Origin of the sequence: Ideonella sp. WA131b, from assembly GCA_023657425.1 — a bacterium.
Taxonomy (GTDB): Bacteria; Pseudomonadota; Gammaproteobacteria; order Burkholderiales; family Burkholderiaceae_C; genus Rubrivivax.
On record JAGTJW010000001.1, the window covers coordinates 1502310 to 1524795 of the forward strand.

The 22486-nt window shown below is 69.2% G+C and carries 17 protein-coding genes, 1 rRNA gene and 3 pseudogenes; 5 read left to right on the forward strand and 16 right to left on the reverse strand.

What is annotated here, in order from left to right; genetic code table 11:
- The first annotated feature begins 77 nt into the window (after positions 1-77).
- Positions 78-190: ribosomal RNA gene (gene rrf, locus KA711_06890) — 5S ribosomal RNA — on the forward strand.
- Positions 191-341: 151 nt separating this feature from the next.
- On the opposite strand, the gene KA711_06895 is transcribed toward rrf, so the two are convergent.
- The 6 genes and pseudogenes from KA711_06895 to KA711_06920 form a co-directional block, all read right to left on the reverse strand.
- Positions 342-2708 carry a DUF1631 family protein gene (locus KA711_06895; GenBank protein MCM0608710.1) on the reverse strand — a complete coding sequence of 789 codons (2367 nt, stop codon included), beginning with the start codon at positions 2706-2708 and terminating at the stop codon, positions 342-344.
- 46 nt (positions 2709-2754) lie between these two features.
- Positions 2755-3789, reverse strand: coding sequence for a protein translocase subunit SecF (gene secF / locus KA711_06900; GenBank protein MCM0608711.1), 1035 nt, complete (start codon positions 3787-3789; stop codon positions 2755-2757).
- A gap of 19 nt (positions 3790-3808) precedes the next feature.
- A complete protein-coding gene (gene secD, locus KA711_06905; GenBank protein MCM0608712.1) occupies positions 3809-5674 on the reverse strand; it encodes a protein translocase subunit SecD in 1866 nt (621 codons plus the stop codon).
- 83 nt (positions 5675-5757) lie between these two features.
- Positions 5758-6093 (reverse strand): preprotein translocase subunit YajC, encoded by a 336-nt coding sequence (yajC, locus tag KA711_06910; protein ID MCM0608713.1) that lies wholly within the window; start codon positions 6091-6093, stop codon positions 5758-5760.
- A 432-nt stretch (positions 6094-6525) separates the two neighbouring features.
- Positions 6526-6684 (reverse strand): annotated as a pseudogene (locus tag KA711_06915) (pyridoxal-dependent decarboxylase, exosortase A system-associated).
- A gap of 3 nt (positions 6685-6687) precedes the next feature.
- A pseudogene (locus KA711_06920) lies at positions 6688-8004 on the reverse strand (UDP-glucose/GDP-mannose dehydrogenase family protein).
- 401 nt (positions 8005-8405) lie between these two features.
- Here KA711_06920 and KA711_06925 point away from each other — a divergent pair.
- Both KA711_06925 and KA711_06930 read left to right on the forward strand, forming a co-directional pair.
- Positions 8406-8877, forward strand: a pseudogene (locus tag KA711_06925) (transposase).
- Positions 8878-9115: 238 nt separating this feature from the next.
- Entirely contained in the window at positions 9116-10075 is a 960-nt protein-coding gene (locus KA711_06930; GenBank protein MCM0608714.1) for an SDR family oxidoreductase, read from the forward strand.
- A 35-nt stretch (positions 10076-10110) separates the two neighbouring features.
- Here the strand turns inward: KA711_06930 and KA711_06935 are convergent, their stop codons facing one another.
- From KA711_06935 to KA711_06980, 10 genes are all read right to left on the reverse strand, one after another.
- Positions 10111-11118 carry an NAD-dependent epimerase gene (locus KA711_06935; protein MCM0608715.1) on the reverse strand — a complete coding sequence of 336 codons (1008 nt, stop codon included), beginning with the start codon at positions 11116-11118 and terminating at the stop codon, positions 10111-10113.
- 65 nt (positions 11119-11183) lie between these two features.
- The gene (locus KA711_06940; GenBank protein MCM0608716.1) at positions 11184-11378 is read right to left on the reverse strand and encodes a hypothetical protein; all 195 of its coding nucleotides are present in this window, start codon (positions 11376-11378) and stop codon (positions 11184-11186) included.
- A 156-nt stretch (positions 11379-11534) separates the two neighbouring features.
- Entirely contained in the window at positions 11535-12647 is a 1113-nt protein-coding gene (locus tag KA711_06945) for a trypsin-like peptidase domain-containing protein (protein ID MCM0608717.1), read from the reverse strand.
- A gap of 357 nt (positions 12648-13004) precedes the next feature.
- Positions 13005-13493 carry a thioesterase family protein gene (locus KA711_06950; protein ID MCM0608718.1) on the reverse strand — a complete coding sequence of 163 codons (489 nt, stop codon included), beginning with the start codon at positions 13491-13493 and terminating at the stop codon, positions 13005-13007.
- On the reverse strand, positions 13490-14383 hold the full coding sequence (locus tag KA711_06955; GenBank protein ID MCM0608719.1) for a 3-keto-5-aminohexanoate cleavage protein: 894 nt from the start codon (positions 14381-14383) through the stop codon (positions 13490-13492). Before KA711_06955 ends, KA711_06950 begins: the two co-directional genes overlap by 4 nt.
- Positions 14380-16296 carry an ATP-grasp domain-containing protein gene (locus tag KA711_06960; protein ID MCM0608720.1) on the reverse strand — a complete coding sequence of 639 codons (1917 nt, stop codon included), beginning with the start codon at positions 16294-16296 and terminating at the stop codon, positions 14380-14382. Before KA711_06960 ends, KA711_06955 begins: the two co-directional genes overlap by 4 nt.
- Entirely contained in the window at positions 16293-17096 is an 804-nt protein-coding gene (locus KA711_06965) for an enoyl-CoA hydratase/isomerase family protein (GenBank protein ID MCM0608721.1), read from the reverse strand. The genes KA711_06960 and KA711_06965 overlap by 4 nt, the downstream gene beginning before the upstream one ends.
- 114 nt (positions 17097-17210) lie before the next feature.
- The gene (locus tag KA711_06970) at positions 17211-18356 is read right to left on the reverse strand and encodes an acyl-CoA dehydrogenase family protein (GenBank protein MCM0608722.1); all 1146 of its coding nucleotides are present in this window, start codon (positions 18354-18356) and stop codon (positions 17211-17213) included.
- 742 nt (positions 18357-19098) lie between these two features.
- Positions 19099-20709, reverse strand: a complete 1611-nt coding sequence (locus KA711_06975; GenBank protein ID MCM0608723.1) for an acyl-CoA carboxylase subunit beta — start codon at positions 20707-20709, stop codon at positions 19099-19101.
- A complete protein-coding gene (locus KA711_06980; protein MCM0608724.1) occupies positions 20709-21581 on the reverse strand; it encodes an SDR family oxidoreductase in 873 nt (290 codons plus the stop codon). The genes KA711_06975 and KA711_06980 overlap by 1 nt, the downstream gene beginning before the upstream one ends.
- A gap of 134 nt (positions 21582-21715) precedes the next feature.
- Here KA711_06980 and KA711_06985 point away from each other — a divergent pair, with 134 nt between their 5' ends.
- On the forward strand, positions 21716-22012 hold the full coding sequence (locus KA711_06985; protein MCM0608725.1) for an SCP2 sterol-binding domain-containing protein: 297 nt from the start codon (positions 21716-21718) through the stop codon (positions 22010-22012).
- Entirely contained in the window at positions 22009-22485 is a 477-nt protein-coding gene (locus KA711_06990; protein ID MCM0608726.1) for a MerR family DNA-binding transcriptional regulator, read from the forward strand. The genes KA711_06985 and KA711_06990 overlap by 4 nt, the downstream gene beginning before the upstream one ends.
- The last annotated feature ends 1 nt before the right edge of the window (position 22486 follow it).

The window sequence follows — 22486 nt, forward strand, 5'->3', positions numbered from 1 at the left end:
ATTGCGCAATCAAAGAACTGATTGAGACTCTATGAATTGGCTGCGGCGTCTTTGTGACGACGTGGCGACAAGTCAAGCCTGATGATCATAGCGAGGTGGTCCCACTCCTTCCCATCCCGAACAGGAAAGTGAAACGCCTTTGCGCCGATGATAGTGCGGGTTCCCGTGTGAAAGTAGGACATTGTCAGGCTAATTACAGTGTGGCGGGCCCGATTCAATGAATCGGGCCCGTTTCCATTTCTCCCGCTCACTTCCACACTTGGCGGCTTTGCCTACCGGAAAGGCAGCTGGCAACCGATGTGGTTCAAGACTTTGGGGCTGCTGGCGTTGACATCCTGCCCTTAGGACATCAAACGCGACGCGTCGAAGTCGAGATTGGCAAGAGCACTGCGTGTGGCACGTACCGTGAGTGATTCGTCCTGCGCCGGCACGATGAGTCCGCCCTGCAGGTAGCTTGCGAGCCGGTGCTGCTGGAACAACACGCACCGGCCCTTGGGGGTGACGAACAGGCTGAGTTGCTTCCGAAGGCCATGCCAACTCAGCTGGACAGTTTCTGTATGGCCACCACGGTCGAACAGATACCAGCTGCCCACCTGCAACTCGCGAGCCCAAGCCACCATCGCTGGCGTGGGCGGACTGCCGCCATCAAGCACGACCTCGAGTCCGCTGATCTGATGTCCGGAAAGGTCGAGCACCATGCTCTCGTCGATGTCCACGTGGGTTGCATCTGGAAGCAACTCCTCGAGCGTCTCGAGTTGATCCATCAGGTCCCGGAGGCGGTCGTCAGATATTGCAGCCGCCTTGGCAGTGAAGGCCGCAGCCAGAGAGTTGTTCAGCAGTTGTATCTGCTCGTCCTGTCCGGCCTGATCCAGCCCGGCGGCTGCCATCCCCTCGCGCAGGCTCTTCAGAAGCAAGGGCAAGCGACGGATGACGTCGGCGCGCTCCTCGCGTGTGACCTTGGCACTGGCGCTCCAGATGAGGTCGGCCGCTGCGCGCTTCATGGCTTTCGTCTGCTCGCCCTGCGCGCCATGCCGCATGCCGGAGGTGGCCAGCACGTCGGCCCAGACCTGAAACAGGAACTGGCGCACGCCATCCTGCACCGGTACTTCGTTGAGCATGCGGCGCAGCTCGATGGTGTACTGGATGGCCAACGTCTCGCGCTGCTCGACCTGCTGAGCCAGCGATACGCCGCGTTTCGTCAGCTCGTTTTCGTTCTTGAAGTAGTGTTCAAGAAACTTCTCGAACTCGACCAGCACTGTCTGGAACACCCGGCGCCCCGTGTCTGGGTACGCCTCGACGACTTGCACGATTCGCTTGATCTCGCGCTCCAGCGACTCGTTCACGCCAGCGGCACTGTCGAAGCCCATCACACAAGCGCCCATGCGGTCTATCAGGCGTCGCGCCGGGTGGTCGATGGCGGCGAAGAAGTCAGGTTCGATGACGGCCACTCGGAGCACCGGCATCTGCAGCCGGGCAAACCAGACGCGGATGGCCGGAGGAATGCGGTCCTCGGCGAGGATGCTCTGGAAAAGCAGCGCCACGATCTCGATGGTGGCGCGTTCCTCGGGTGTGTCTGCGGCAATCTTCAGAGCCTGCTTCCGGCGTTGCAGCTCGTCCAGCAGCAACGGCGTTGTGGCCACCGGAACGCCCTGCTGCGTCGCGGGCCAGACGCGCTGGTGGATGCCCCTCTCGGCCGAGTCCATGGCCTGCGCCAAGCCGGGAGACATCGCCGAAGCCGGCCGATCCAGACCGGCGCCGAGCGAGTTAGGGGCGAACTCCGTGACCTGCCGGGAAACCAGGCGGTTCAGTCGGCCGAGCAAGGTCTCGGCGTGTTCCCGGCTGCGTGCCAAAGGCGCGGCGCGCGTCACCATGGCCCCGTCGTCTCCGGCCCGGCCGCCGCCGCTGTCCGCCCAATCGCCTGGAGCGCGTTCCGGTGCAGGGAAGCCAGCTGAACTGGCGTACTCGGCCTGCAACCCCGGGGGCACACTGCCATCGCCGTCGTCGGCGAAGCTGTCGCCCCAGCCGCCGCCCAGCTGGGCGCCCGGGTGGCTGCGCGAACGGCGGATGAAGGGGCGCAGATCCACCTCGGGCAGAACTTTGTGCTCGACCAGCCACCGGTTGGTCTCGTGGTAAGCCTCCTCCACCAGCGCGGCGACTTCGTCGTGCAGCGTGCCCTGCAACTCGCGCCAGCCCTCCAGATCGAGGCCGGCGCCACGCCAAGCGTCGAAGACGATGCGCGCCAGCATATGCGCGCGCAGCATGTCGTGCGGTTCCAGCTCGGTGCGGCCTTCCAGATGGGCCATCCGGGAGCGCAGATCTGCAAACTCCCAGCTTGCGCGGTCCATCACCGCCAGCGCCAACCGCGAGGTGACGATCTCGAGCTCGATGGTGTCGTCGGGCACCAACGTCAGTGCCAGACGGCTGCCAGGGGGCGGCAGGTCGTTGGAGCGTGTGGCAATGGAGCCTTGCGTGAGCACGCGCCGAAGCCCCGCGACCATGCAGTGGTGCCAGCCCTGCGCGCCCTTGTTGAGCGCTTGCAGCAGCTCACGCCGCCGCATCATCGTGACATGCTCTGTCGGCTTGTCCAGCAGCCCGCGCGCCTGGTCGAGCGTGGACTTCACCACCTGCGTCAGACCCTTGACCAACTTTTCGGTATAGATCCGCCGCGCCTGGCCGGCCAGCGAGTCGGGCGAGGCGGCTACTGCCATGGTTGGGTAAGGGCTTGCACGCTAACGGAGCGAGACGCGAAACACTCTACACCACGGCCCCGGCGTTGGGATCATTCGGATCACTCTCCGCAGGCCCCAACTTGATGAGGTCCTCGCGCTTGGCACCCAGCCACAGCACGATGCCGGCGGCAACGAAGATCGACGAATAGATGCCGAACAGGATGCCGATGGTCAGTGCCACCGAGAAATGGTGCAAGGTGGGCCCACCAAACAGCAGCATCGACACCACCATGATTTGAGTACTTCCGTGCGTGATGACGGTGCGGCTGATGGTGCTGGTGATGGCGCGGTCGATGGTCTCGCGGGTGTCGAGCTTGCGGTACTTGCGGAAGCTTTCGCGAACGCGGTCGAAGATCACCACGCTCTCGTTGACCGAATAGCCCAGCACCGCCAGGATGGCCGCCAGCACCGCCAGCGAAAACTCCCACTGGAAGAACGCAAAGAAGCCCAGGATGATGACCACGTCGTGCAGATTGGCCACGATGCCCGCCACCGCGAACTTCCACTCGAAGCGGATGGCCAGGTAGGCCATGATCCCCAGCATGGTGACGCCCAGCGCCAATGCCCCGTTGGTGTAAAGCTCCTCGCCGACGCTGGGGCCCACGAACTCGGTCCGTGTCAGCTTCAGCGGCTCTGTACCCTCGGCCTTGATGCAGGCCGGCCGGCTGACCTGCTCGCCCTGCGGCGTCGTGTACTGCTTGGTGGCGACGCTGCCTTGCTCGGCCTTGCACAGCGTGTCGAACACCAGGGTCGACACCGCGTCCTGCTTCATGTCGCCGCGCACCGGGAGGCGGATCAGCACATCGCGACTGGTGCCGAACTTCTGCACCTGCACCTCGCCGAAGCCGAGTTGCTCGACCAGACCGCGCGTGCGGTTGATGTCAGCGGTGCTGGCGTACTCCACTTCCACCAAGGTGCCGCCGGTGAATTCGATCGACGGATTCAATCCCTTGGTGGCGATGAAGAACACCGCTGCCAAGAAGGTGATGAACGACACGGCGTTGAGCACCAGTACATGGCGCATGAACGGGATGTCGCTCTTGATGCGGAAGAATTCCATTTTTCGTGTCTCCCGCGGCTCAGAGCTTGTTCTCGTCAAGCTGGGGGCGCGCCTCGCCGCCCTTCCAGACCTGGCCTATCGACACCGACTTCAGCCGCTTCTGGCGGCCGTACCAGAGGTTGACCAGCCCGCGTGAGAACATCACCGACGAGAACATGCTCGTCAGGATGCCCAGGCAGTGCACGACGGCGAAGCCGCGGACCGGGCCGGAACCGAAGGCCAGCAGAGCCACACCGGCGATCAGCGTGGTGATGTTGCTGTCGAGGATGGTGCCCCAGGCCGCCTCGTAGCCCTTGTGGATCGCCTGCTGTGGCGACAGGCCCGCGCGCAGTTCCTCGCGCACGCGCTCGTTGATCAGCACGTTGGCGTCGATGGCCATGCCCAAGGTGAGCGCGATGGCCGCGATGCCCGGCAGCGTCAGCGTGGCCTGCAACAGGCTCAGCAGCGCGATCAGGCACAGCAGGTTGAAGGCCAGCGCGATGCTGCTGAACACGCCGAACAGCATGTAGTAGCCGCACATGAACACCGCGATCGCGATGAAGCCCCACAGCACGCTGTTGAAGCCCTTGCCGATGTTCTCGGCGCCCAGGCTCGGGCCGATGGTGCGCTCCTCAATGATCTCCATCGGCGCGGCCAGCGCACCGGCGCGCGTGAGCAGCGCCATGTCGGCGGTTTCCTGGGGCGTGAAGTTGCCGGTGATCTGGAAGTCGTTGCCGAACTCGCCCTGGATGGTGGCCACCGAGATGGCCTCGCCCTTGCCCTTCTCGTACAGCACGATGGCCATGGGCTTGCCGAGGTTCTCGCGCGTGACCTGCCGCATCGCGCGGCCGGCAACGTCATTCAGGCGCACGCTCACGGCCGGGCGCTGGTCGCGGTCGATGGTGGCGCTGGCCTGCACCAGCTGCTCGCCGGTGGCGATGACGTCGCGCCTGAGGCCCACCATGCGCGGCATGGTTTCGCCGGGGCCCATGCGCTCGGGCACGGTTTCGGCGGCGGCCGAGAGGTCGGTCTCCACAAGGCGGATCTGCAGCGTGGCGGTGCGGCCGATGATGGTCTTGGCGCGCGCCGTGTCCTGCACGCCGGGCAGCTGCACCACCACGCGGTTGAGACCCTGCTGCTGGATCACCGGCTCGGCCACGCCGAGCTCGTTGACGCGTTTGTGCAACGTCTCGATGTTCTGGCTGAGCGCTTGCTTCTGCACCTCGGCCACGGCCTGCGGCTGCAGCCGACCCACCAGGCGCGTGCCCTCGGGCGTGGCCTGCACCGCCCACTGAATTGCCGGCATGCGCTCGGCCAGAAGGTCGCGCGCGGTGTCGGCCGTGGCGGGCTCGGGCAGCCCGACGGTCAGGCCCTCGGCCTCGCGCGTGATGCCCGAGAAGCGGATGCGCTTCTCGCGCAGCGCGTTGCGCGCATCGCTGGCGTAGCCGTCGATCTGCTGGCGGAGCGCCGCGCGCATGTCGACTTCCATCAGGAAATGCACGCCGCCGCGCAGGTCCAGGCCCAGGTACATGGGGAGCGCGCGCAGCCTGGCCATCCATTGCGGCGTGCGCGACACCAGGTTGAGCGCCACGATGAAGCGCTCGTCGGCCGGGTCGGGGTTCAGCGCGCGGGCGATGGCGTCCTTGGCCTTGATCTGGGTGTCGGTGTCGCCGAAGCGGGCGCGCACCGAGCTGCCCTCGATGGCCAGCAGCTCAACGGGAATGCTGGCGCCGGCCAGCGTGCTGCGCACGCGCTCCAGGGTGGTCTCGTCGACCTTGACCGTGCTCTTGCCCGCCGAGACCTGCACCGCCGGCGCCTCGCCGAAGAAGTTGGGCGCGGTGTACAGGGCACCGAGGAGCAGCGCGACCAGAAGGATCGCGTACTTCCACCAGGGATAGCGGTTCATGGACGGTTCCTTGGCCGAGGCCTGTCAGCACCGCCGGGTGCCGGCCCGACGAGCGTGCCCGCCAGCCGGACACCGGGCTGAATTCACCTGGCGGTGGAGAAAGTGCCCTTGGGCAGCACCTGGATGACGGCACCGCGCTGCACTTGCAGCTCCACGCCGTTGGCGACCTCGACGTGAAGGTAGCTGTCACCCAACTTGGCGATCTTGCCCATCAGGCCGCCCGCGATGACGACCTCGTCGCCCTTGGCCAGCGCCTCGATCATGGCCTTGTGCTCCTTCTGCTTCTTCATCTGCGGCCGGATCATGATGAAGTACAGCACCACGAACATCAGCACCAGCGGCAGCAGGCTGAAGAGGGTGTCGGTGCCGCTCGAGGCGGCGGCGGGGGCGGCTTGGGCGTAGGCGTTGGTGATGAACACGGCGGGTGATCCTCGGGCCGGAGTCGGCCCCTGCGGCGCGGCGGCCACGGGCAGGGGCACAGGGAAGGCGAAAAGCCGATGATTCTAGCCAGCGGGTGGGCGCATGCCGGGGCGCTGTCCGCAGACCCGTGCCGACAAGGCCGATGCGGGCGCGAGCAGGGTGAGGGCCACCACCGGCAGCCACAGGCCCAGCCAGGCGACCCTCGGCATGTCGAACAGGCTGTCGACGAGACCCAAGCCCAGCAGGCCCAGCAGGGCCTCGGTGAGCGCCGGCGCCAGCGGGTCGCAGCGGCGGGGCTCCCCGCCAGTGAGTTCGAACTCGGCCCGTTGCCAGCGTCCGTCGCCCCCACGTCGCCCGGGGCCAGCGGGCGCTGCGCGGCCTGTGCGCGCCAGCGCAGCCGCAACGGCACCGGCCCCGCCGCCGAACACGCCCACCAAGCCGGCCATGAACACCACCACGGCCGGCATCGGATTGGCCTTCATCGCGTAGTGCAGTTTCACCGAGCGCGGCATCGCGGCGCGCAGTTCGGCCACGCGCTGGCGGAGCAGCGCGCGGCTTCGGGCCTACAACGGGGTACTGCCCACGCGGGCCCCTCGGCCGACCGCCACGTAGTCGATGCCCATCGCCGCCATCAGCGCCGGTTCATACAGGTTCCGGCCGTCCAGCACCAAGGGCTGCCGGAGCGCGGCCTTCAGCGCATCGAAGTCGGGGGTGCGGAACTCCCGCCATTCGGTGGCGATGAGCAGCGCATCGGCTCCCTGCACCGCGGCCATGGCGGAGTTCACCAGCGTCAGCCCCGGGGTGACGCCGAAGATGCGCGCCGCCTCAGCAAGGGCCACGGGGTCGTAGGCGCGGATCGAGGCGCCGCGCGCGAGCAGCTCGCCGATGACGACGCGGCTGGGCGCCTCGCGCATGTCGTCGGTGTTGGGCTTGAAAGCCAGGCCCCACAGCGCGAACGTGCGGCCGGCGAGGTCGTCGCCGTAGCGCTGCACCACACGCTCCACCAGGATCATCTTCTGCGCCTCGTTGGCGTCTTCCACGGCCTGCAGCACGCGCAGCGGCACGCCGTGGTCGCGTGCCGTGCGGATGAGCGCCTTCACGTCCTTGGGGAAGCAGCTGCCGCCGTAGCCGGTGCCGGGGTAGAGGAAGTGCGTGCCGATGCGGGGATCGCTGCCGATGCCCTTGCGCACCCACTCGATGTCTGCGCCGACGCGGTCGGCCAGCCGCGCCAGCTCGTTCATGAAGCTGATGCGCGTGGCCAGCATGGCATTGGCGGCGTACTTGGTGAACTCGGCGCTCTTCACGTCCATCACCACCAGGCGCTCGTGGTTGCGCATGAAGGGTGCGTACAGTGCGCGCATCAGCAGCGTGGCGCGCGCGTCGTCGCTGCCCACCACGATGCGGTCGGGCTTCATGAAGTCGTCGATGGCCGCGCCTTCCTTCAGGAATTCGGGGTTGCTGACCACGGCGTATTCCAGGGGCACGCCCCGCGCGGCGAGCTCTTCGGCGATGGCCGAGCGCACCTTGTCGGCCGTGCCCACGGGCACCGTGCTCTTGTCGATCACCACCTTGTAGTCGGTCATCAGGCGGCCGATGCTGCGCGCCACGGCCAGCACGTACTGCAGGTCGGCCGATCCGTCTTCGTCGGGCGGCGTGCCCACACCGATGATCTGCAGCGTGCCGTGTGCCACCGCGGCCGCGGTGTCCTGCGTGAACTGCAGCCGGCCGGCGGCGGCGTTGCGCTGCACCAGCGCGTCGAGCCCCGGCTCGTGGATGGGAATCTCGCCGCGTTGGAGCCGCTCGATCTTGCGCGCATCGACGTCAACGCAGACGACATGATTGCCCATCTCGGACAGGCAGGCACCGGTGACGAGACCGACATAGCCGGCGCCAAAGATCGTGACCTTCATGTGGGGAGCTTTCTGGAGGGAGTCGGTGGGTGCAGCGCCCGAACGCGGCGCTCGTCGGAGGTGCCGCGCCTGCCAACCGGTGGACAGCGTCTTGCGGTCGATCTTGCCGTTGGGGCTGCGCGGCAGCGGACCGGCCATGGCCTCGATGCCGTGTGGAACCATGCAGCCGGACATGTGATTCTTGCACCGGGCCAGCAGCGCGGTTGGGTCGAGTGCGGCGCTGCCGTCTGGCCGCGTGGTTGGTGCTGCGTAGGGCCTCCGTTGTTGACGAAGCAGCGCAGGGGCCCGCCGATGGCGGTCGGCCCCTCGAGCGCCGAAACCTGGATGGACAGCGGCAGCACGGCCGTCAGACCGGTGACCTTCTCGCGCTCCAGGGACTTTTCCAGACAACTTTCATCTGGCACGCCAACGCGGCGGTGGACAAGATGCGGCGCATCGAGCAACGCAGCGACAAGTCCCTCAAGGGCATGCGCTGGTCGCTGCTGAAGGATCGCGCCAGCCTCAGGCCCGAGGACGCCGCCGATCTGGACGCCCTGATCGCCAGGATGACCACCGTGCGTACCGCGCGGGCGTGGGTCTACAAGGAGCAGTTGCGCGAGATCCTCGAGCGCAAGCGGATCCACGTGGTGCGCGACATGCTCAAGCACTGGTGCACCTGCGTCTTGCGCTCCAGGGTCGAGCCCATGAAGGAGGTCGCAGCCATGGTACGCCGCCACCTCGAAGGCGTCGTCGCCTGGGCGCAGACCCGCCAGACCAACGGCTTCCTCGAAGCGCCGCGCTCGCGGCTTCACCAGCTTCGACACCATCAGAACCGTCATCTTCCTGATCGCCGGCAAGCTCGACTTCGCCTCGGTCAACCCCCATGCCCGGTAACCCACCTGAAAGCCAAGAGAGCCTCTCAGCAAGGACCGCGGCCTCAAGCTGCTGCACGGCGATGACGGCTGGGGCCACTACGGCTTGCCCTTGCCCTGAGGGCAGCACCCCGACATCGACGGCACGCAGGAGGCCCACGCGCCGGGTCCGCGCAGTCCGCCAAAGAACGCGCAGAGCCGGGGGCAGGCCTCACCGCTACCATGGCAGATTGACGGCAGGGGCCGCCGACGAGGCTGCGATGAGAATCTACGGCACCAGAAGGCGCGTGATGGTCACCGGGGGGGCCGGCTTCCTCGGCTCGCACCTCTGCGAGCGCCTCATCGAGGCCGGCGACGATGTGCTGTGTGTCGACAACTTCTACACCGGCACCAAGGACAACGTGGCACACCTGCTGGGGCATCCCCGCTTCGAGCTGATGCGGCACGACGTCACCTTCCCGTTGTACGTGGAGGTGGACGAGATCTACAACCTGGCTTGCCCGGCCAGTCCCGTGCACTACCAGCACGACCCTGTTCAGACCACCAAGACCAGCGTGCTCGGCGCCATCAACATGCTGGGTCTGGCCAAGCGGCTGAAGGCGAAGATCCTTCAGGCGAGCACGTCCGAGGTCTACGGTGACCCGCAGGTGCACCCGCAGCCCGAAGACTACTGGGGCCACGTCAACCCCATCGGCATCCGCAGCTGCTACGACGAGGGCAAGCGTTGTGCCGAGACGCTGTTTTTCGACTACCACCGCCAGCACAGGCTGCGCATCAAGGTGGCACGCATCTTCAACACCTACGGCCCGCGCATGCACCCGAACGACGGGCGCGTGGTGAGCAACTTCATCGTCCAGGCCCTGAAGGGCGAGCCCATCACCGTCTACGGTGAAGGGGCGCAGACCCGCAGCTTCTGCTACGTGGACGACCTGGTGGCCGGCCTCCTGAAGCTGATGGCCACACCGGACGAGTTCACGGGCCCGGTGAACATCGGCAACCCGGGCGAATTCACCATCCTGCAACTTGCCGAGAAGGTGATCGCGCTCAGCGGCAGCCGCAGCAGCATCGTGAAGAGGCCCCTGCCCAGCGACGACCCGATGCAGCGCAAACCCGATCTCGCGCTGGCGCGCCAGCACCTGCAGTGGGAGCCCACCACTGCGCTGGAGCCCGGCCTGCGCCGCACCATCGACTGCTTCGCGGCGCAGCTCGCGCGCGCCTGAGGCGCTTCGGCCACCGGCCGCGAGTCACGGGCCTGTCACACCCGGTAGTACGCGCGGTACCACTCGACGAAGCGCCCGATGCCGTTGCGGATGTCCGTGGCCGGCGCGAAGCCGGCCCATCCGGCGAGGGCGTCGACGTCGGCGTAGGTGGCGGGCACGTCGCCGTCCTGCAGCGGCAGCAGGTTCTTCGTGGCCTTGCGGCCGAGCGCGTCCTCGATGGCGGCAATGAAGTCCAGCAGCGGCACGGGCTGGTGGTTGCCGATGTTGAACACGCGGTAGGGTGCATGGCTGCTGCCGGGGTCGGGGCTGTCGGACCGGTACGCCGGGTGGGGCGTGGCCACACGGTCGGTGACGCGGATCACGCCCTCGACGATGTCGTCCACGTAGGTGAAATCCCGGCGCATGTGGCCGTGGTTGAACACGTCGATCGGCCGGCCCTCGAGGATGGCCTTGGTGAACAGGAACAACGCCATGTCCGGCCGTCCCCAGGGCCCGTACACGGTGAAGAAGCGCAGGCCCGTGGTCGGCAGGCCGAACAGGTGGCTGTAGGTGTGCGCCATCAGCTCGTTGGCCTTCTTGGTGGCGGCATACATGCTCACCGGATGGTCGACGCTGTCGTGCTCGGAGAACGGCATGCGCGTGTTGCCGCCGTAGACGCTGGAGCTGCTGGCGTAGACGAGGTGCTGCACCTCCGCGTGGCGGCAGCCCTCCAGGATGTTCATGAAGCCGACGATGTTGCTGTCGACGTAGGCGTGCGGGTTGACGAGCGAGTAGCGCACGCCGGCCTGCGCGGCGAGGTGGATGACGCGGTCGAAGCCGCCTTCGGCGAAAAGCTTCTCGACGCCCGGGCGGTCGGCCACGTCCATGTGCACGAAGCTGAAGTGCGGGTGCGGCGTCAGCCGCGCCAGGCGGTCGCGCTTGAGCTGCACGCTGTAGTAGTCGTTGAGGTTGTCCAGCCCCAGGACGGAGTCGCCACGTGCGAGCAGCTTCAGCGCCGTCGTCATGCCGATGAATCCGGCCGCGCCGGTGAGCAGGATCTTCATGGGGCGGGGTGGACCTCGGTGCGCACGCCGAATTGTCCCACCCGCGGCTGCCGCGGCGGCTTCGTTCACAGCGTCTCAGGCATCGCTGCTGTCGGCCTCGGCGCCAGGCCGGCGTCCATCACGGATTCGGCCAGCCGCCCCGGCAGCCGCAGCCGGCGCGTCACGCGCACGCGCTGGTCCCACTCGGGCGGCGTCCAAGACAGAGCCAGCGGGGGCTGCTGCAGCGCCGCGAGCCAGGCGAGATCGGGCCAAGGGCTCATGCCGTGCCGCCGGTCTGGGCATGCAGGCCGTTCGGGCAGTCGATCGCCTCGGGCAGCCGGCTGCAGGTGAGCTGCGAGTCCGGCACCTGGCGCGACATCTTCGCCAAGGCCTGGAAGTCGGCCCAACGCGGGGCTGGATTTCTGCCGCCCACGCGCCTAGTCGCTGGAAGCCAGGCGTGTTTCCACGCTGCGCGTGCGCCCCTCGCGCCACACCCGCAGCGTCACCGCGTCACCCGGCTGACGCCGTTCGAGGGCCGCCAGCATGTCGTCCAGGCTCTCCACCGGCTCATCGTTGATGGCGGTGATGACATCCCCCATGACGATCTCGCCGCGGTTGCCGCGGCTGAAAGGCAGCAGCCCGGCGCGCGCAGCCGGCGAGCTGCGGCCCACCTGCACCACCGCCACACCCTTGGGAAGGTTGAGCGCGCGGTGCAGCTGCAGCGAGCCGGCCGTCACGCCCAGGGCGGGGCGCACGAAGCGGCCGTCGCGGATGAGCCGCGGCACGATGCGGTTGACCTCGTCCACCGGTATGGCGAAGCCGATGCCCGCGCTGGCGCCGCTGGGACTGGCGATCTGCGTGTTCACGCCGATCAGACGGCCGGCGGAGTCGAGCAGCGGCCCGCCCGAGTTGCCGGGGTTGATGGCCGCATCCGTCTGCACCACGCCGCGGATGGTGCGGTTGTTGAAGCTCTCGATCTCGCGGTTGAGCGCGCTGACGATGCCGATGGTCAGCGTCTGGTCCAGCCCGAAGGGGTTGCCGATGGCATAGACGCGCTGGCCCACCTGCAGGTCGCGGCTGGCGCCCAGGGCCAGCGGTGGCAGCTTGTCGCGCGGCGCGTCGATCTTGAGCACCGCCAGGTCGCGGTCGGGGAACGCGCCCACCAGGGTGGCCTCGTAGCTGCTCTGGTCGGCCAGCGTGACCTTGGCGCCGTTGGCGTTCTGGATGACGTGGAAGTTGGTGACGATGTGGCCCGCTGCGTCCCAGACGAAGCCGGTGCCGGTGCCGCGCGGCACCTGCTGCACGTTCATGCTGAACAGGTCCCGCTGCACGCCCAGGCTGGTGATGTGCACCACCGAGGGGCTGGCCTTCTTGAACAGCTCGATGTTTGCCATCTCATCGGCTGCCAGCGGCCCGCGTGGCGCGACGGCGCGCGGCTGCGCCTCGATGCGGCCTTGCCCCAGCGCGGGCAGCGCGACGAAGGCCACGGCGGCCGCCAGGCCCACCAGGGCCGTGGCAGTGAACAGCAGGCGTGAGAAGGCGCGGGACATGGACACTCTCGAGGTCTGGGTCTGTCGTTGAGCCCGTGAGATGGGGCCGGGTTCCCGGCCCTCAAGTCCCTGGCTGCCCGTGGCGACCGGCGCGGGCGCGGCTCATGTCTTCGCAGTCGCTCAGCGCGCCGGCATCTCGAACACCAGGCAGGTGGTCGTGGCTTGGGCTGGGAGCGTGGGCGGCAGAAATCCAGCCCCGGCCCTTCGGGCTGGGCCGATTTCGGGGCCCTTGCGGCCTTGCCACGCTGGCCCGGGCGTACAGCCCGGGCTGCGCGCGGCGCCTGGCCTGGCCCCGAAGTCGGCCCAACGCGGGGCTGGACTTCTGCCGCCCACGCTCCAAGTCGCCGAGCCGCCCGTTCAGGCCACCACGTAGGCCGCCGCGCCCGTGGCCAGCAGCGTGCCCTCGTCGTTGACCAGGCGCATCTGCGTGCTGCCGATGCGACCGCCCAGCCGCGTGACCTCGGCCGTGGCGATGAAGTGCGGGCCCAGCCCCGGGCGGAGGTAGTCGATGCGCAGGTCGATGGTGCCCATCTTGGCGAAGCGGTGCATCACCTGCATCGCGTTGTCGTGCGGGTGGCGCTCGGCGAAGCCAGCCATCAGCGCCAGTCCGCCCATCGCATCGAGGGTGGCCGAGATGACGCCGCCGTGCAGCCGGCCATAGGCGTAGTGGCCCACGAGCTCGGGCCGCATGGCGATGCGCGCACGCACGTCGCCGGGCTTCACGCTCAGCACCTTCAGGCCCAGGGTCTGATTGAAGGTGATGCGCTGCTCGAACAGCTCCACCAGCGCGGCGTCGAGCCGGGCCTGTTCCTCGGCGCTGCGAGGCATCAGCGGTGCCGTGCTCATGCCTCGGCGGCCTCGCGCAGCCCCAGCAGCGCCCGCGCCTCGGCCGGTGTGGCGATGTCGCGGCCTGCGCGCCGCGCGCAGGAGGCCAGATCCTCGATCAGCATGCCGTTGCCGCGGGCGCGCGAGCCGTCGGGCCGGTAGAAGGTGTCCTCCAGCCCCGTGCGCAGGTGGCCTCCGAGATCGGCCGTCTTCTGGTGCACGGGCCACACCTCGGCGCGGCCGATCAAGGTGCTTTGCCACACCACGCCTTCGGGCATCCAGCGCGGCAGCAGCGCCAGCAGCTCGGCATCGCAGGGCATGCCGCTGGCCACGCCCATCACCAGGTTGACCTCGGGCACGCCCTGCACCATGCCGGCACCCACGTACATGCCCACGCTGCGCAGGATGCCGGTGTCGAAGCATTCGAACTCCGGGTGGGTGCCGGTCTCGGCCATCACGTCGAGGAACTGCTGCACCTTGGCCACCGGGTTGTCGAAGACCATCGGCGGCCAGGCCCACGTGCCGTCGGCCTTGAGCTTGAGGTAGTTCAGTGTGCCGGCGTTGCAGGCCGCGATCTCGGGCTTCACGCGCTTCAGGCAGGCCGCGGGGCCCGAGATGTCCTTGCCCAGGATGCCCGTGGTGAGGTTGATGATGACGCCCGGGCAGGCGGCGCGGATGGCGTCGCAGACCGCGGCGGCCACCTCCGGGTCCCAGCTCGGCATGTGGCCGAAGCCGGGCTCCTGGCTGCGCAGGTGCACGTGCATGATGCTGGCGCCGGCATTGAAGGCGTCGCGAGCTTCCGAAGCCATCTGCGCAGGCGTCACGGGCACCGGGTGCTGTGTCGGATCGGTGAGCACGCCAGTGAGGGCGCAGGTGAGGATGGCCATGTCGGCATCGGGTCGGGCGCTCATGCGTCGATCTCCAGGGTGACCAGCCGCGCACCGGCGGCCACGATGTCGCGCAGCGCCACGTGCACCTCGGCCACGGTGCCGGCGGCAGCGGCGGACTGCCACATCTCCATCTTCATCGCTTCCACGCACACCAGCGACTGGCCGGCGACGACGCGGTCGCCGGGCTGCACGGCCACCCGGGCCACGACGCCGGCCACGGGGGCCCGCAGCTCTCGCGGGTCGGCGGCCGCGGTGGGGTCGGGCCAGGGCGAGGGCTCGTCGAAAGCGAAGACCGCGGCGTCCCAGGCGAGAAGCAGCTTGGCACTGTCCGCCAGCGCGATGACGTGGCGCTCCACCCCATCGATGGCGACGACGGCGTCCAGGCCGTCCCACGACGACACCGCCACACCCGCCACGGGCGTGCGAAGCACGCGCCGCTCGCCCTGGCACTGCAGCGCCAGGTCGAAGCCGCGCACGCTGGCCGGGCGATGACCGGCTCCACCGGCGGCATCGTGTGCGCGCAGCGCGGCGGCCACGCGCCAGGCGGCCTCGGGTGGCGCGGCGCGCGCCACGGGCGGGGTGCCAGCGGCGGCCCATTCGTCGAGGCGCGCCGTGGTCATCGTGGCGGCGGTGAAGTCGGGGTGCAGCAGCAGTTCGCGCAGGAAGCGGCCGTTGTTGGCCGGCGCCAGAAGCGGGGCCTGGTCGAGGGCGCGCACCAGCTGCCGCACGGCATCAAGCCGCGTGCGACCGTGGGCGATGAACTTGGCCACCATGGCGTCGTAGTGCGGGCCGATGACCTGGCCGTCACTGATGCCGTGGTCCACGCGCACGCCGAGGGCCCGTGCCCGCTCGGGCCGCCAGCCGCGCACGGTGCCGGTCTGCGGCACCCAGCCGCCGGCGGGGTCTTCGGCGTAGAGGCGCAGCTCGATGGCGTGGCCGTCGATGCGGATGTCGTCCTGCGCCAGCGGCAGCGGCTCGCCTGCGGCCACGCGCAGCTGCCACTCCACGAGGTCCAGGCCGGTGACGCATTCGGTGACCGGGTGCTCGACCTGCAGCCGGGTGTTCATCTCGAGGAAGTAGTGGTTCATCGCTGTGTCGATGATGAACTCCACCGTGCCCGCGCCCACATAGCCTACGGCGCGGGCGGCGGCCACGGCATCTCGGCCCATGGCCTCGCGCAGCGCGGCGCTGACCGCAGGCGACGGCGCCTCCTCGATCACCTTCTGGCGGCGGCGCTGCGCGGTGCAGTCGCGCTCGCCCAGGTGGACGACGTGGCCGTGGGCATCGGCGAACACCTGCACCTCGATGTGGCGGCCGTGCTCGATGAGCCGCTCCAGCATCAGCGCGCCGTCGCCGAAGGCGCTGGTGGCCTCGCGGCGGGCGCCGGCCAAGGCCTCCTGCCACTCGGCCCATGTGCGCACGAGCCGCATGCCGCGGCCGCCACCGCCGGCCACGGCCTTGACGAGCAGCGGCAGCCCCAGGCGCTCGGCCCCGGCGCGCAGCGTGGCGTCGTCCTGCGCCTCGCCCAGGAAGCCCGGCGCGCAGGGCACGCCGGCGGCAAGCATCAGCCGCTTGGCCTCGGCCTTGCCGCCCATCGCACGCATGGCCGTCGCTGGCGGGCCGATGAACACCAGCCCGGCGTCGACGCAGGCCTCGGCGAAGTCGGCGCGCTCGGAGAGGAAGCCGTAGCCCGGGTGCACCGCGTCGGCGCCGCTGGTGCGCGCGGCGGCGATCAGCGCCTCGATCGACAGGTAGGACTCGCCCGCAGGGGCCGGCCCGATGCGCACCGCCGCATCGGCCTGCCGCACGTGCGGCGCGCCGGCATCGGCATCGCTGTACACCGCCACCGTGCGGTAGCCCATGCGGTGCGCTGTGCGGATCACACGGCAGGCGATTTCCCCGCGGTTCGCCATCAGGATGGTGCGGAAGCTCATGACTCGGCCGCCCACGACGGTTTGCGTTTGCCCAGGAAGGCCATGGTGCCCTCCTGCCCCTCGGGGCCGAGTGCAGCGCGCGAGAACATTGCCGCGGCCTCGGCCACCAGCGAGGCCGGGCTGTGCAGCCGCGCCTTGGCCAACAGTGCCTTGGTGGCAGCGATGGCGCCGGGTGCGCAGGCCATGATGTCGCTCAAGGTGGCCGCCAGCAGCGCGTCGACCTCGCCGACACCGTGCACCAGCCGCAGCGCCTGCGCAGCCGCCGAGTCCAGCGTGGCGCCGGTGACGGCCAGCCGCCGCGCCTCGGCCACGCCCAGCCGCTCGACGAGGAAGGGCGCGATCTGTGCCGGCACCAGCCCCAGCCGCGTCTCGGGCAGCTTGAACAGCGCGCTGCGCGCGGCCAGCGTCACGTCAGCCACGCAGGCCAGGCCGAAGCCGCCGCCCATGCAGGCGCCCTCCACCACCGCCACGGTGGCGAGGCCGGTCGCGGCGTAGGCGCCGCACAGCTCACCGAAGGCGGCATTGGTGTCCTCGATGGCGCGCGGATCGTCGGCCAGGCGGGCGCGGGCCGCGGCGAGATCCGCCACGTCCGCCCCGGCGCAGAAGTGCCCGCCCGCGCCGCGCAGCACGATCACGCGCACTTCGCCTTGCCTCTCGGCCCGCGCCAGCACGGCGCGCAGCTCGCGCACCATGGCCAGGCTCATGGCGTTGCGCTGCGCGGGGCGGTTGAGCGTCACGTGCAGCACGCCACCCGCGCGCCGCAGCGCGAGCGTCGCGAAGTCGACAAACTCAACAGACATCGGGCCCCCCCTGTGGTTTCGGATCGGGCCGGGCCACCGCCGCGGATCCAGCCCTGCCGGTCCGTCGGCGGGCATCCCCCTCGGGGGCAGCGAGCGAGAGCGAGCTTGGGGGCCTCATTTCGGCAGCGTGCCCTCGAGCTTGCAGATGATGCCCAGCATGATCTCGTCGGCACCGCCGCCGATGCTGATGAGGCGGCTGTCGCGGTAGGCCTGGCTGATGGGGTTGTCGGCCGTGAAGCCCATGCCGCCCCAGTACTGCAGGCAGCTGTCCGTCACCTCACGGCTGAGCCGGCCGCACTTGAGCTTGGCCATGCTGGCGAGCCGGGTGACGTCCTTGCCGCCGATGTAGGCCTCCACCGCGCGGTAGGTCAGCGCGCGCAGCGCCTCGACCTCGGTGCGCAGCTCCGCCAGCCGGAAGTGCACCACCTGGTTGTCAAGCACGGGCTTGCCAAAGGTGCGGCGCTCGCGCGTGTAGGCGATGGTCTGGTCGATCAGACGGTCCAGGCTGCGCAGGCTGCCGGCGGCGCCCCACAGGCGCTCCTCCTGGAACTGCAGCATCTGGAAGGTGAAGCCCAGCCCCTCCTGCCCGATGAGGTAACGGCGCGGCACGCGCACGTTGTCGAAGAACAGCTGCGCGGTGTCGGAGCTGTGCATGCCGATCTTGTGGATCTTCTGGCGCGTGATGCCGGGGGCGTCCATGGGCACGACGATGAGGCTCTTGTTCTTGTGCGCCGGGCCGTCGGAGGTGTTGGCGAGCAGGCAGCACCAGTCGGCCTGCATGCCGCTGGTGATCCACATCTTGGTGCCGTTGATGACGTAGTCGTCGCCCTCGCGCTGCGCCATGGTCTTGATCGCGGCCACGTCGCTGCCGCCACCGGGCTCGCTCACGCCGAGACACGCCACCACCTCGCCCGCGATCGTGGGCACCAGCCACTCCTTGCGCAGATCGTCACTGCCGAAGCGCGCCAGGGCCGGCGTGGCCATGTCGGTGTGCACGCCGATGGCCATGGGCACGCCGCCGCAGTTGCACTGGCCCAGGGCCTCGGCCATGACCATGCTGTAGCTGAAGTCCAGGCCGGCGCCGCCGTATTCCTCGGGGTACTTCAGGCCCAGCAGGCCCAGCTTGCCGAGCTTCTTGAACACCTCGTGCGCGGGGAACTGGCCCTTCGCCTCCCACTCGGCCACAAACGGGTTGAGTTCCTTGTCGCAGAACTTGACGACGGTGTCCTCGAGCGCACGGTGTTCGGGGGTGAACTTCATGTCATGTCTCCTGGTCGAGGCGTCCGTTGTCCCTGAGGCTGTTGACGAGATCGCTGGTGCGCGGACAGGGCTTCGACAGGCTCAGCCCGAACGGAAACCCTCCGTTCGCCCTGAGCCTGTCGGGGGGCCTGGCGAGGCGCACGCAAGGCTTCGACAAGCTCCGCCCGAACGGCAACCCTCCGTTCGCCCTGAGCCTGTCGAAGGGCCTGGCGAGGCGCACGCAAGGCTTCGACAGGCTCCGCCCGAACGGCAACCCTCCGTTCGCCCTGAGCCTGTCGAAGGGCCCGGCGAGGCACACGCAGGGCTTCGACAGGCTCAGCCCGAACGGAAACCCTCCGTTCGCCCTGAGCCTGTCGGAGGGTCCGGCGAGGCGCACGCAGGGCTTCGACAAGCTCCGCCCGAACGGCAACCCTCCGTTCGCCCTGAGCCTGTCGGGGGGCCTGGCGAGGCACACGCAGGGCTTCGACAGGCTCAGCCCGAACGGCAACCCTCCGTTCGCCCTGAGCCTGTCGAAGGGCCCGGTGAGGCACACGCAGGGCTTCGACAGGCTCAGCCCGAACGGAAACCCTCCGTTCGCCCTGAGCCTGTCGGAGGGTCCGGCGAGGCGCACGCAGGGCTTCGACAAGCTCCGCCCGAACGGAAACCCTCCGTTCGCCCTGAGCCTGTCGAAGGGCCGGGTGAGGCGCCTGCGATGCTTCGATAAGCTCAGCCCGAACGGTGTGCGTACCGCAGTAGATGCGCATCAGAGCCGCGCCACGCCAAAGGTGTTGGGCCGCAGCACGCGCGCCGCGGCCTCGGCGGCGAGGTCCAGGCACAGGGCCAGCACGCGGCGGGTGTCGCGCGGGTCGATGATTCCGTCGTCCCACAGACGCGCGGTGCCGAAGAGCACGTGGCTCTCGGCATCGAGCCGCCGGCGCAGGCCGTCGCTCATGGCCGCCAGGGCTTCGTCGTTGGCCGGCAGGCCCATCTTCTGCACCTTGGCGCGGTTGACCATGTCCATCACCATCGCCGCCTGCGCGCCGCCCATCACCGCGGTGCGCGCGGTGGGCCAGGCGAAGATGAAGCGCGGGTCGAAGCCGCGGCCGCACATGCCGTAGTTGCCGGCGCCAAAGCTGCCGCCGAGCAGAACAGTGAACTTGGGCACACGGGCGTTGGCCACCGCCTGGATCATCTTGCTGCCGTGCTTGATGGCGCCGGCCTGCTCGGCCGCCGTGCCCACCATGTAGCCGGTGGTGTTCTGCAAGAAGACGAGCGGCGCGCCGGCCTGGTCGCAGAGCTGGATGAACTGCGCGGCCTTGGTGCTGCCCTGCGGCTGGATGGGGCCGTTGTTGCCGATCATGCCCACGGCATGGCCCTCAATGCGCGCGTGGCCGCAGACCGTGTCGGCCGCGTACGCCGCCTTGAACTCCAGGAAGGCCGAGCCGTCCACCACGCGGGCGATCACCTCGCGCACGTCGTAGGGCTCGCGCTCGTCGGCGGGCACCACGCCCATCAGTTCGTCGCCGCTGTAGTGCGGCGGCGGCGCGGGCGAGCGCTCGGCCACCGTGTCCCAAGGCAGCGTCGCCAGCAGCTCGCGCACCGTGGCGATGGCGTGGGCGTCGTCCTCGGCCAGGTACTCGCCCAGGCCGGTGACGCTGGCGTGCATCTCGGCGCCGCCGAGTGCTTCGTCGTCGGCGTCTTCGCCGATCGCCGCCTTCACCAGCGGCGGGCCGGCCAGGTAGATGCTGCTGCGGCCGCGCACCAGCACCACGTAGTCGCTCAAGCCCGGCAGGTAGGCGCCGCCCGCGGTGGACGAGCCATGCACCACCGCGATCTGCGGGATGCCGGCGGCCGACAGCCGCGCCTGGTTGGCGAAGGTGCGGCCACCGTCGACGAAAATCTCGGCCTGGTACATCAGGTTGGCGCCGCCGCTTTCCACCAGGGCCACCAGCGGCAGCTTGTTCTCGCACGCCAGCTCCTGGGCGCGCAGCGCCTTCTTCAGGCCCATGGGCGCGATGGTGCCGCCCTTGACGGCGCTGTCGCTGGCGCTGACCAGCACGCGCTTGCCCGCGACCACGCCTATGCCGACGATGCTGCCACCGCCCTGCACGCTCTTCTTGCCGTCGTCGTCGTGCATGCCCAGGCCGGCCAGCGGGCTGAGCTCCAGGAAGGCGCTGCCGCGGTCGAGCAGCCGCGCCACGCGCTCGCGCGGCAGCAGCTGGCCGCGGGCCTCGAACTTGGCGCGCTTGCTCTCGCTTTCGCTCACCACCCGGGCCTGCAGCGCCTGCACCTCGGCCAGGCGCTCGGCCATGCGGGCGGTGTTGGCCTTGAACGCAGCGCTGCTCGCGTCGAGCTTCGACGTCAGCGGCGGCATCACTTCAGCGCCTCGGGCGTGCTGGCGCGGTGGAAGCCGTCGAAGGGCTTCGATGTGCTCGTGCCGCCCAGCGGGAAGATCTCGCTGCCCAGCGATGCCGCACCGTCGATCTGCAGCGTGACACCTGTGATGAAGGCCGCCGCCGGCGAGAGCAGGAAGACGATGGCTGCCGAGACCTCGGCCTCCACGCCCATGCGGCGGAGCGGCACGTGCTGCTTCAGCTTGGGAAGGATGGCCTTCATGGCGCCGCCGTAGGTGTCCATCCCCGAACTGGCGATCCAGCCCGGCGCCACGGCGTTCACGCGCACGCCGGCATGCGCCCACTCGAAGGCCGCCGTCATGGTGAGGTTGCTCATGCCGGCGCGCGCCGCGCCGCTGTGGCCCATGCCGGGCATGCCGTTGCGGAAGTCGGCCGTCATGTTGACGATCGCGCCGCCGTGGGCCTGCATGCACTGGTTGAACAGCTCCCGCATCATGAGGAAGCCGCCGGTCAGGTTGTTGGCCACGACCGCGTCGAAGCCCTTCTTGCTGATGGCCAGCAGCGGCGCCGGGAACTGCCCGCCCGCGTTGTTGACGAGGCCGCTCACGGGGCCGTGCTTCGCAATCACCGCCGCCACGTTCGCCTTCACCGCGTCTTCGTCGCGGATGTCGAAGGCCACGGTGTTGCAGCGGCCGCCGTCGGCCGTGATCTCGGCCGCCACGGCATCGAGCTTGGCCTGCGTGCGCCCGCTGATCACCACCAAGGCACCCAGCGCAGCCAGCTCGTGCGCCACGCAGCGCCCGATGCCGCTGCCGCCGCCGGTGACCCAGGCCAGCCGGCCGTCGAAAAGCCCCGGGCGGAAGACGCTGGCGTACGGCGATGTGCGGGTCATGGTCCGCATTGGGCACCAGGGGTGACGTTAAGGTCAACCAGTTGACATCTAAGTAAATACGCGCATCCCTGCGGCATGCAGTGTGGCTAGCATCCTGCGACATCGCCAGCCACCGCTCCACGAGGACGAGACCCATGGACCTGCAAGCCTGCACCCAAGCACTGCGCGCCAAGGTGGGCGACTCCAGCGGCCTGAACGCCGTGCTCAAGTTCGACTGCGGCGCCGATGGCGTGGCGGTGATCGACGGCCGCGCCGTGCCCAACACCGTGGACAACACCGACCGCGAGGCCGACTGCACCGTGGCCATCACGCTGGAGAACCTGGCGGCGCTGCTGTCGGGCGAGCTCGAGCCCGCCACCGGCTTCATGATGGGCCGGTTCAAGGTCAGTGGCGACATGAGCGTCGCACTCAAGCTGCAACGCGTGGTATGACCGTGCCCGACGGCCGCCGAGGCAGCGCCGGCACCGCGTCGGCCGCTACCCAGGAGGCGGTCGACGCCCACCGCGACGACGGCAGCGCCGAGCTGTTCGGCATCACCGAGCTGTGCCAGCAGTTCGGCATCACGCCGCGCACCATCCGCTTCTACGAGGACAAGGGCCTGCTGGCTCCGCGTCGCGTGAACGGCACGCGCGTGTACACGCGGCGCGACCACGCCCGCCTGGCGCTCATCCTGCGCAGCAAGGCCATCGGCGCCAGCCTGGAAGAGATCAAGCACTTCCTCGACCTCTACGGTGCCCACGGCGAAGGCCGCGTGCAGCAGATGCGCTACGTGGTGCAGCGCACCGACGAGGCCATTCGCCAGCTCGAGACCAAGCAGGCCCACATCGAGGCTTCGCTGTCGGAGCTGCGCCTCATCAACCAGCGGGTGCGCGGGGCCCTCGCCGCACAGGGTCCACGCTCCTAGG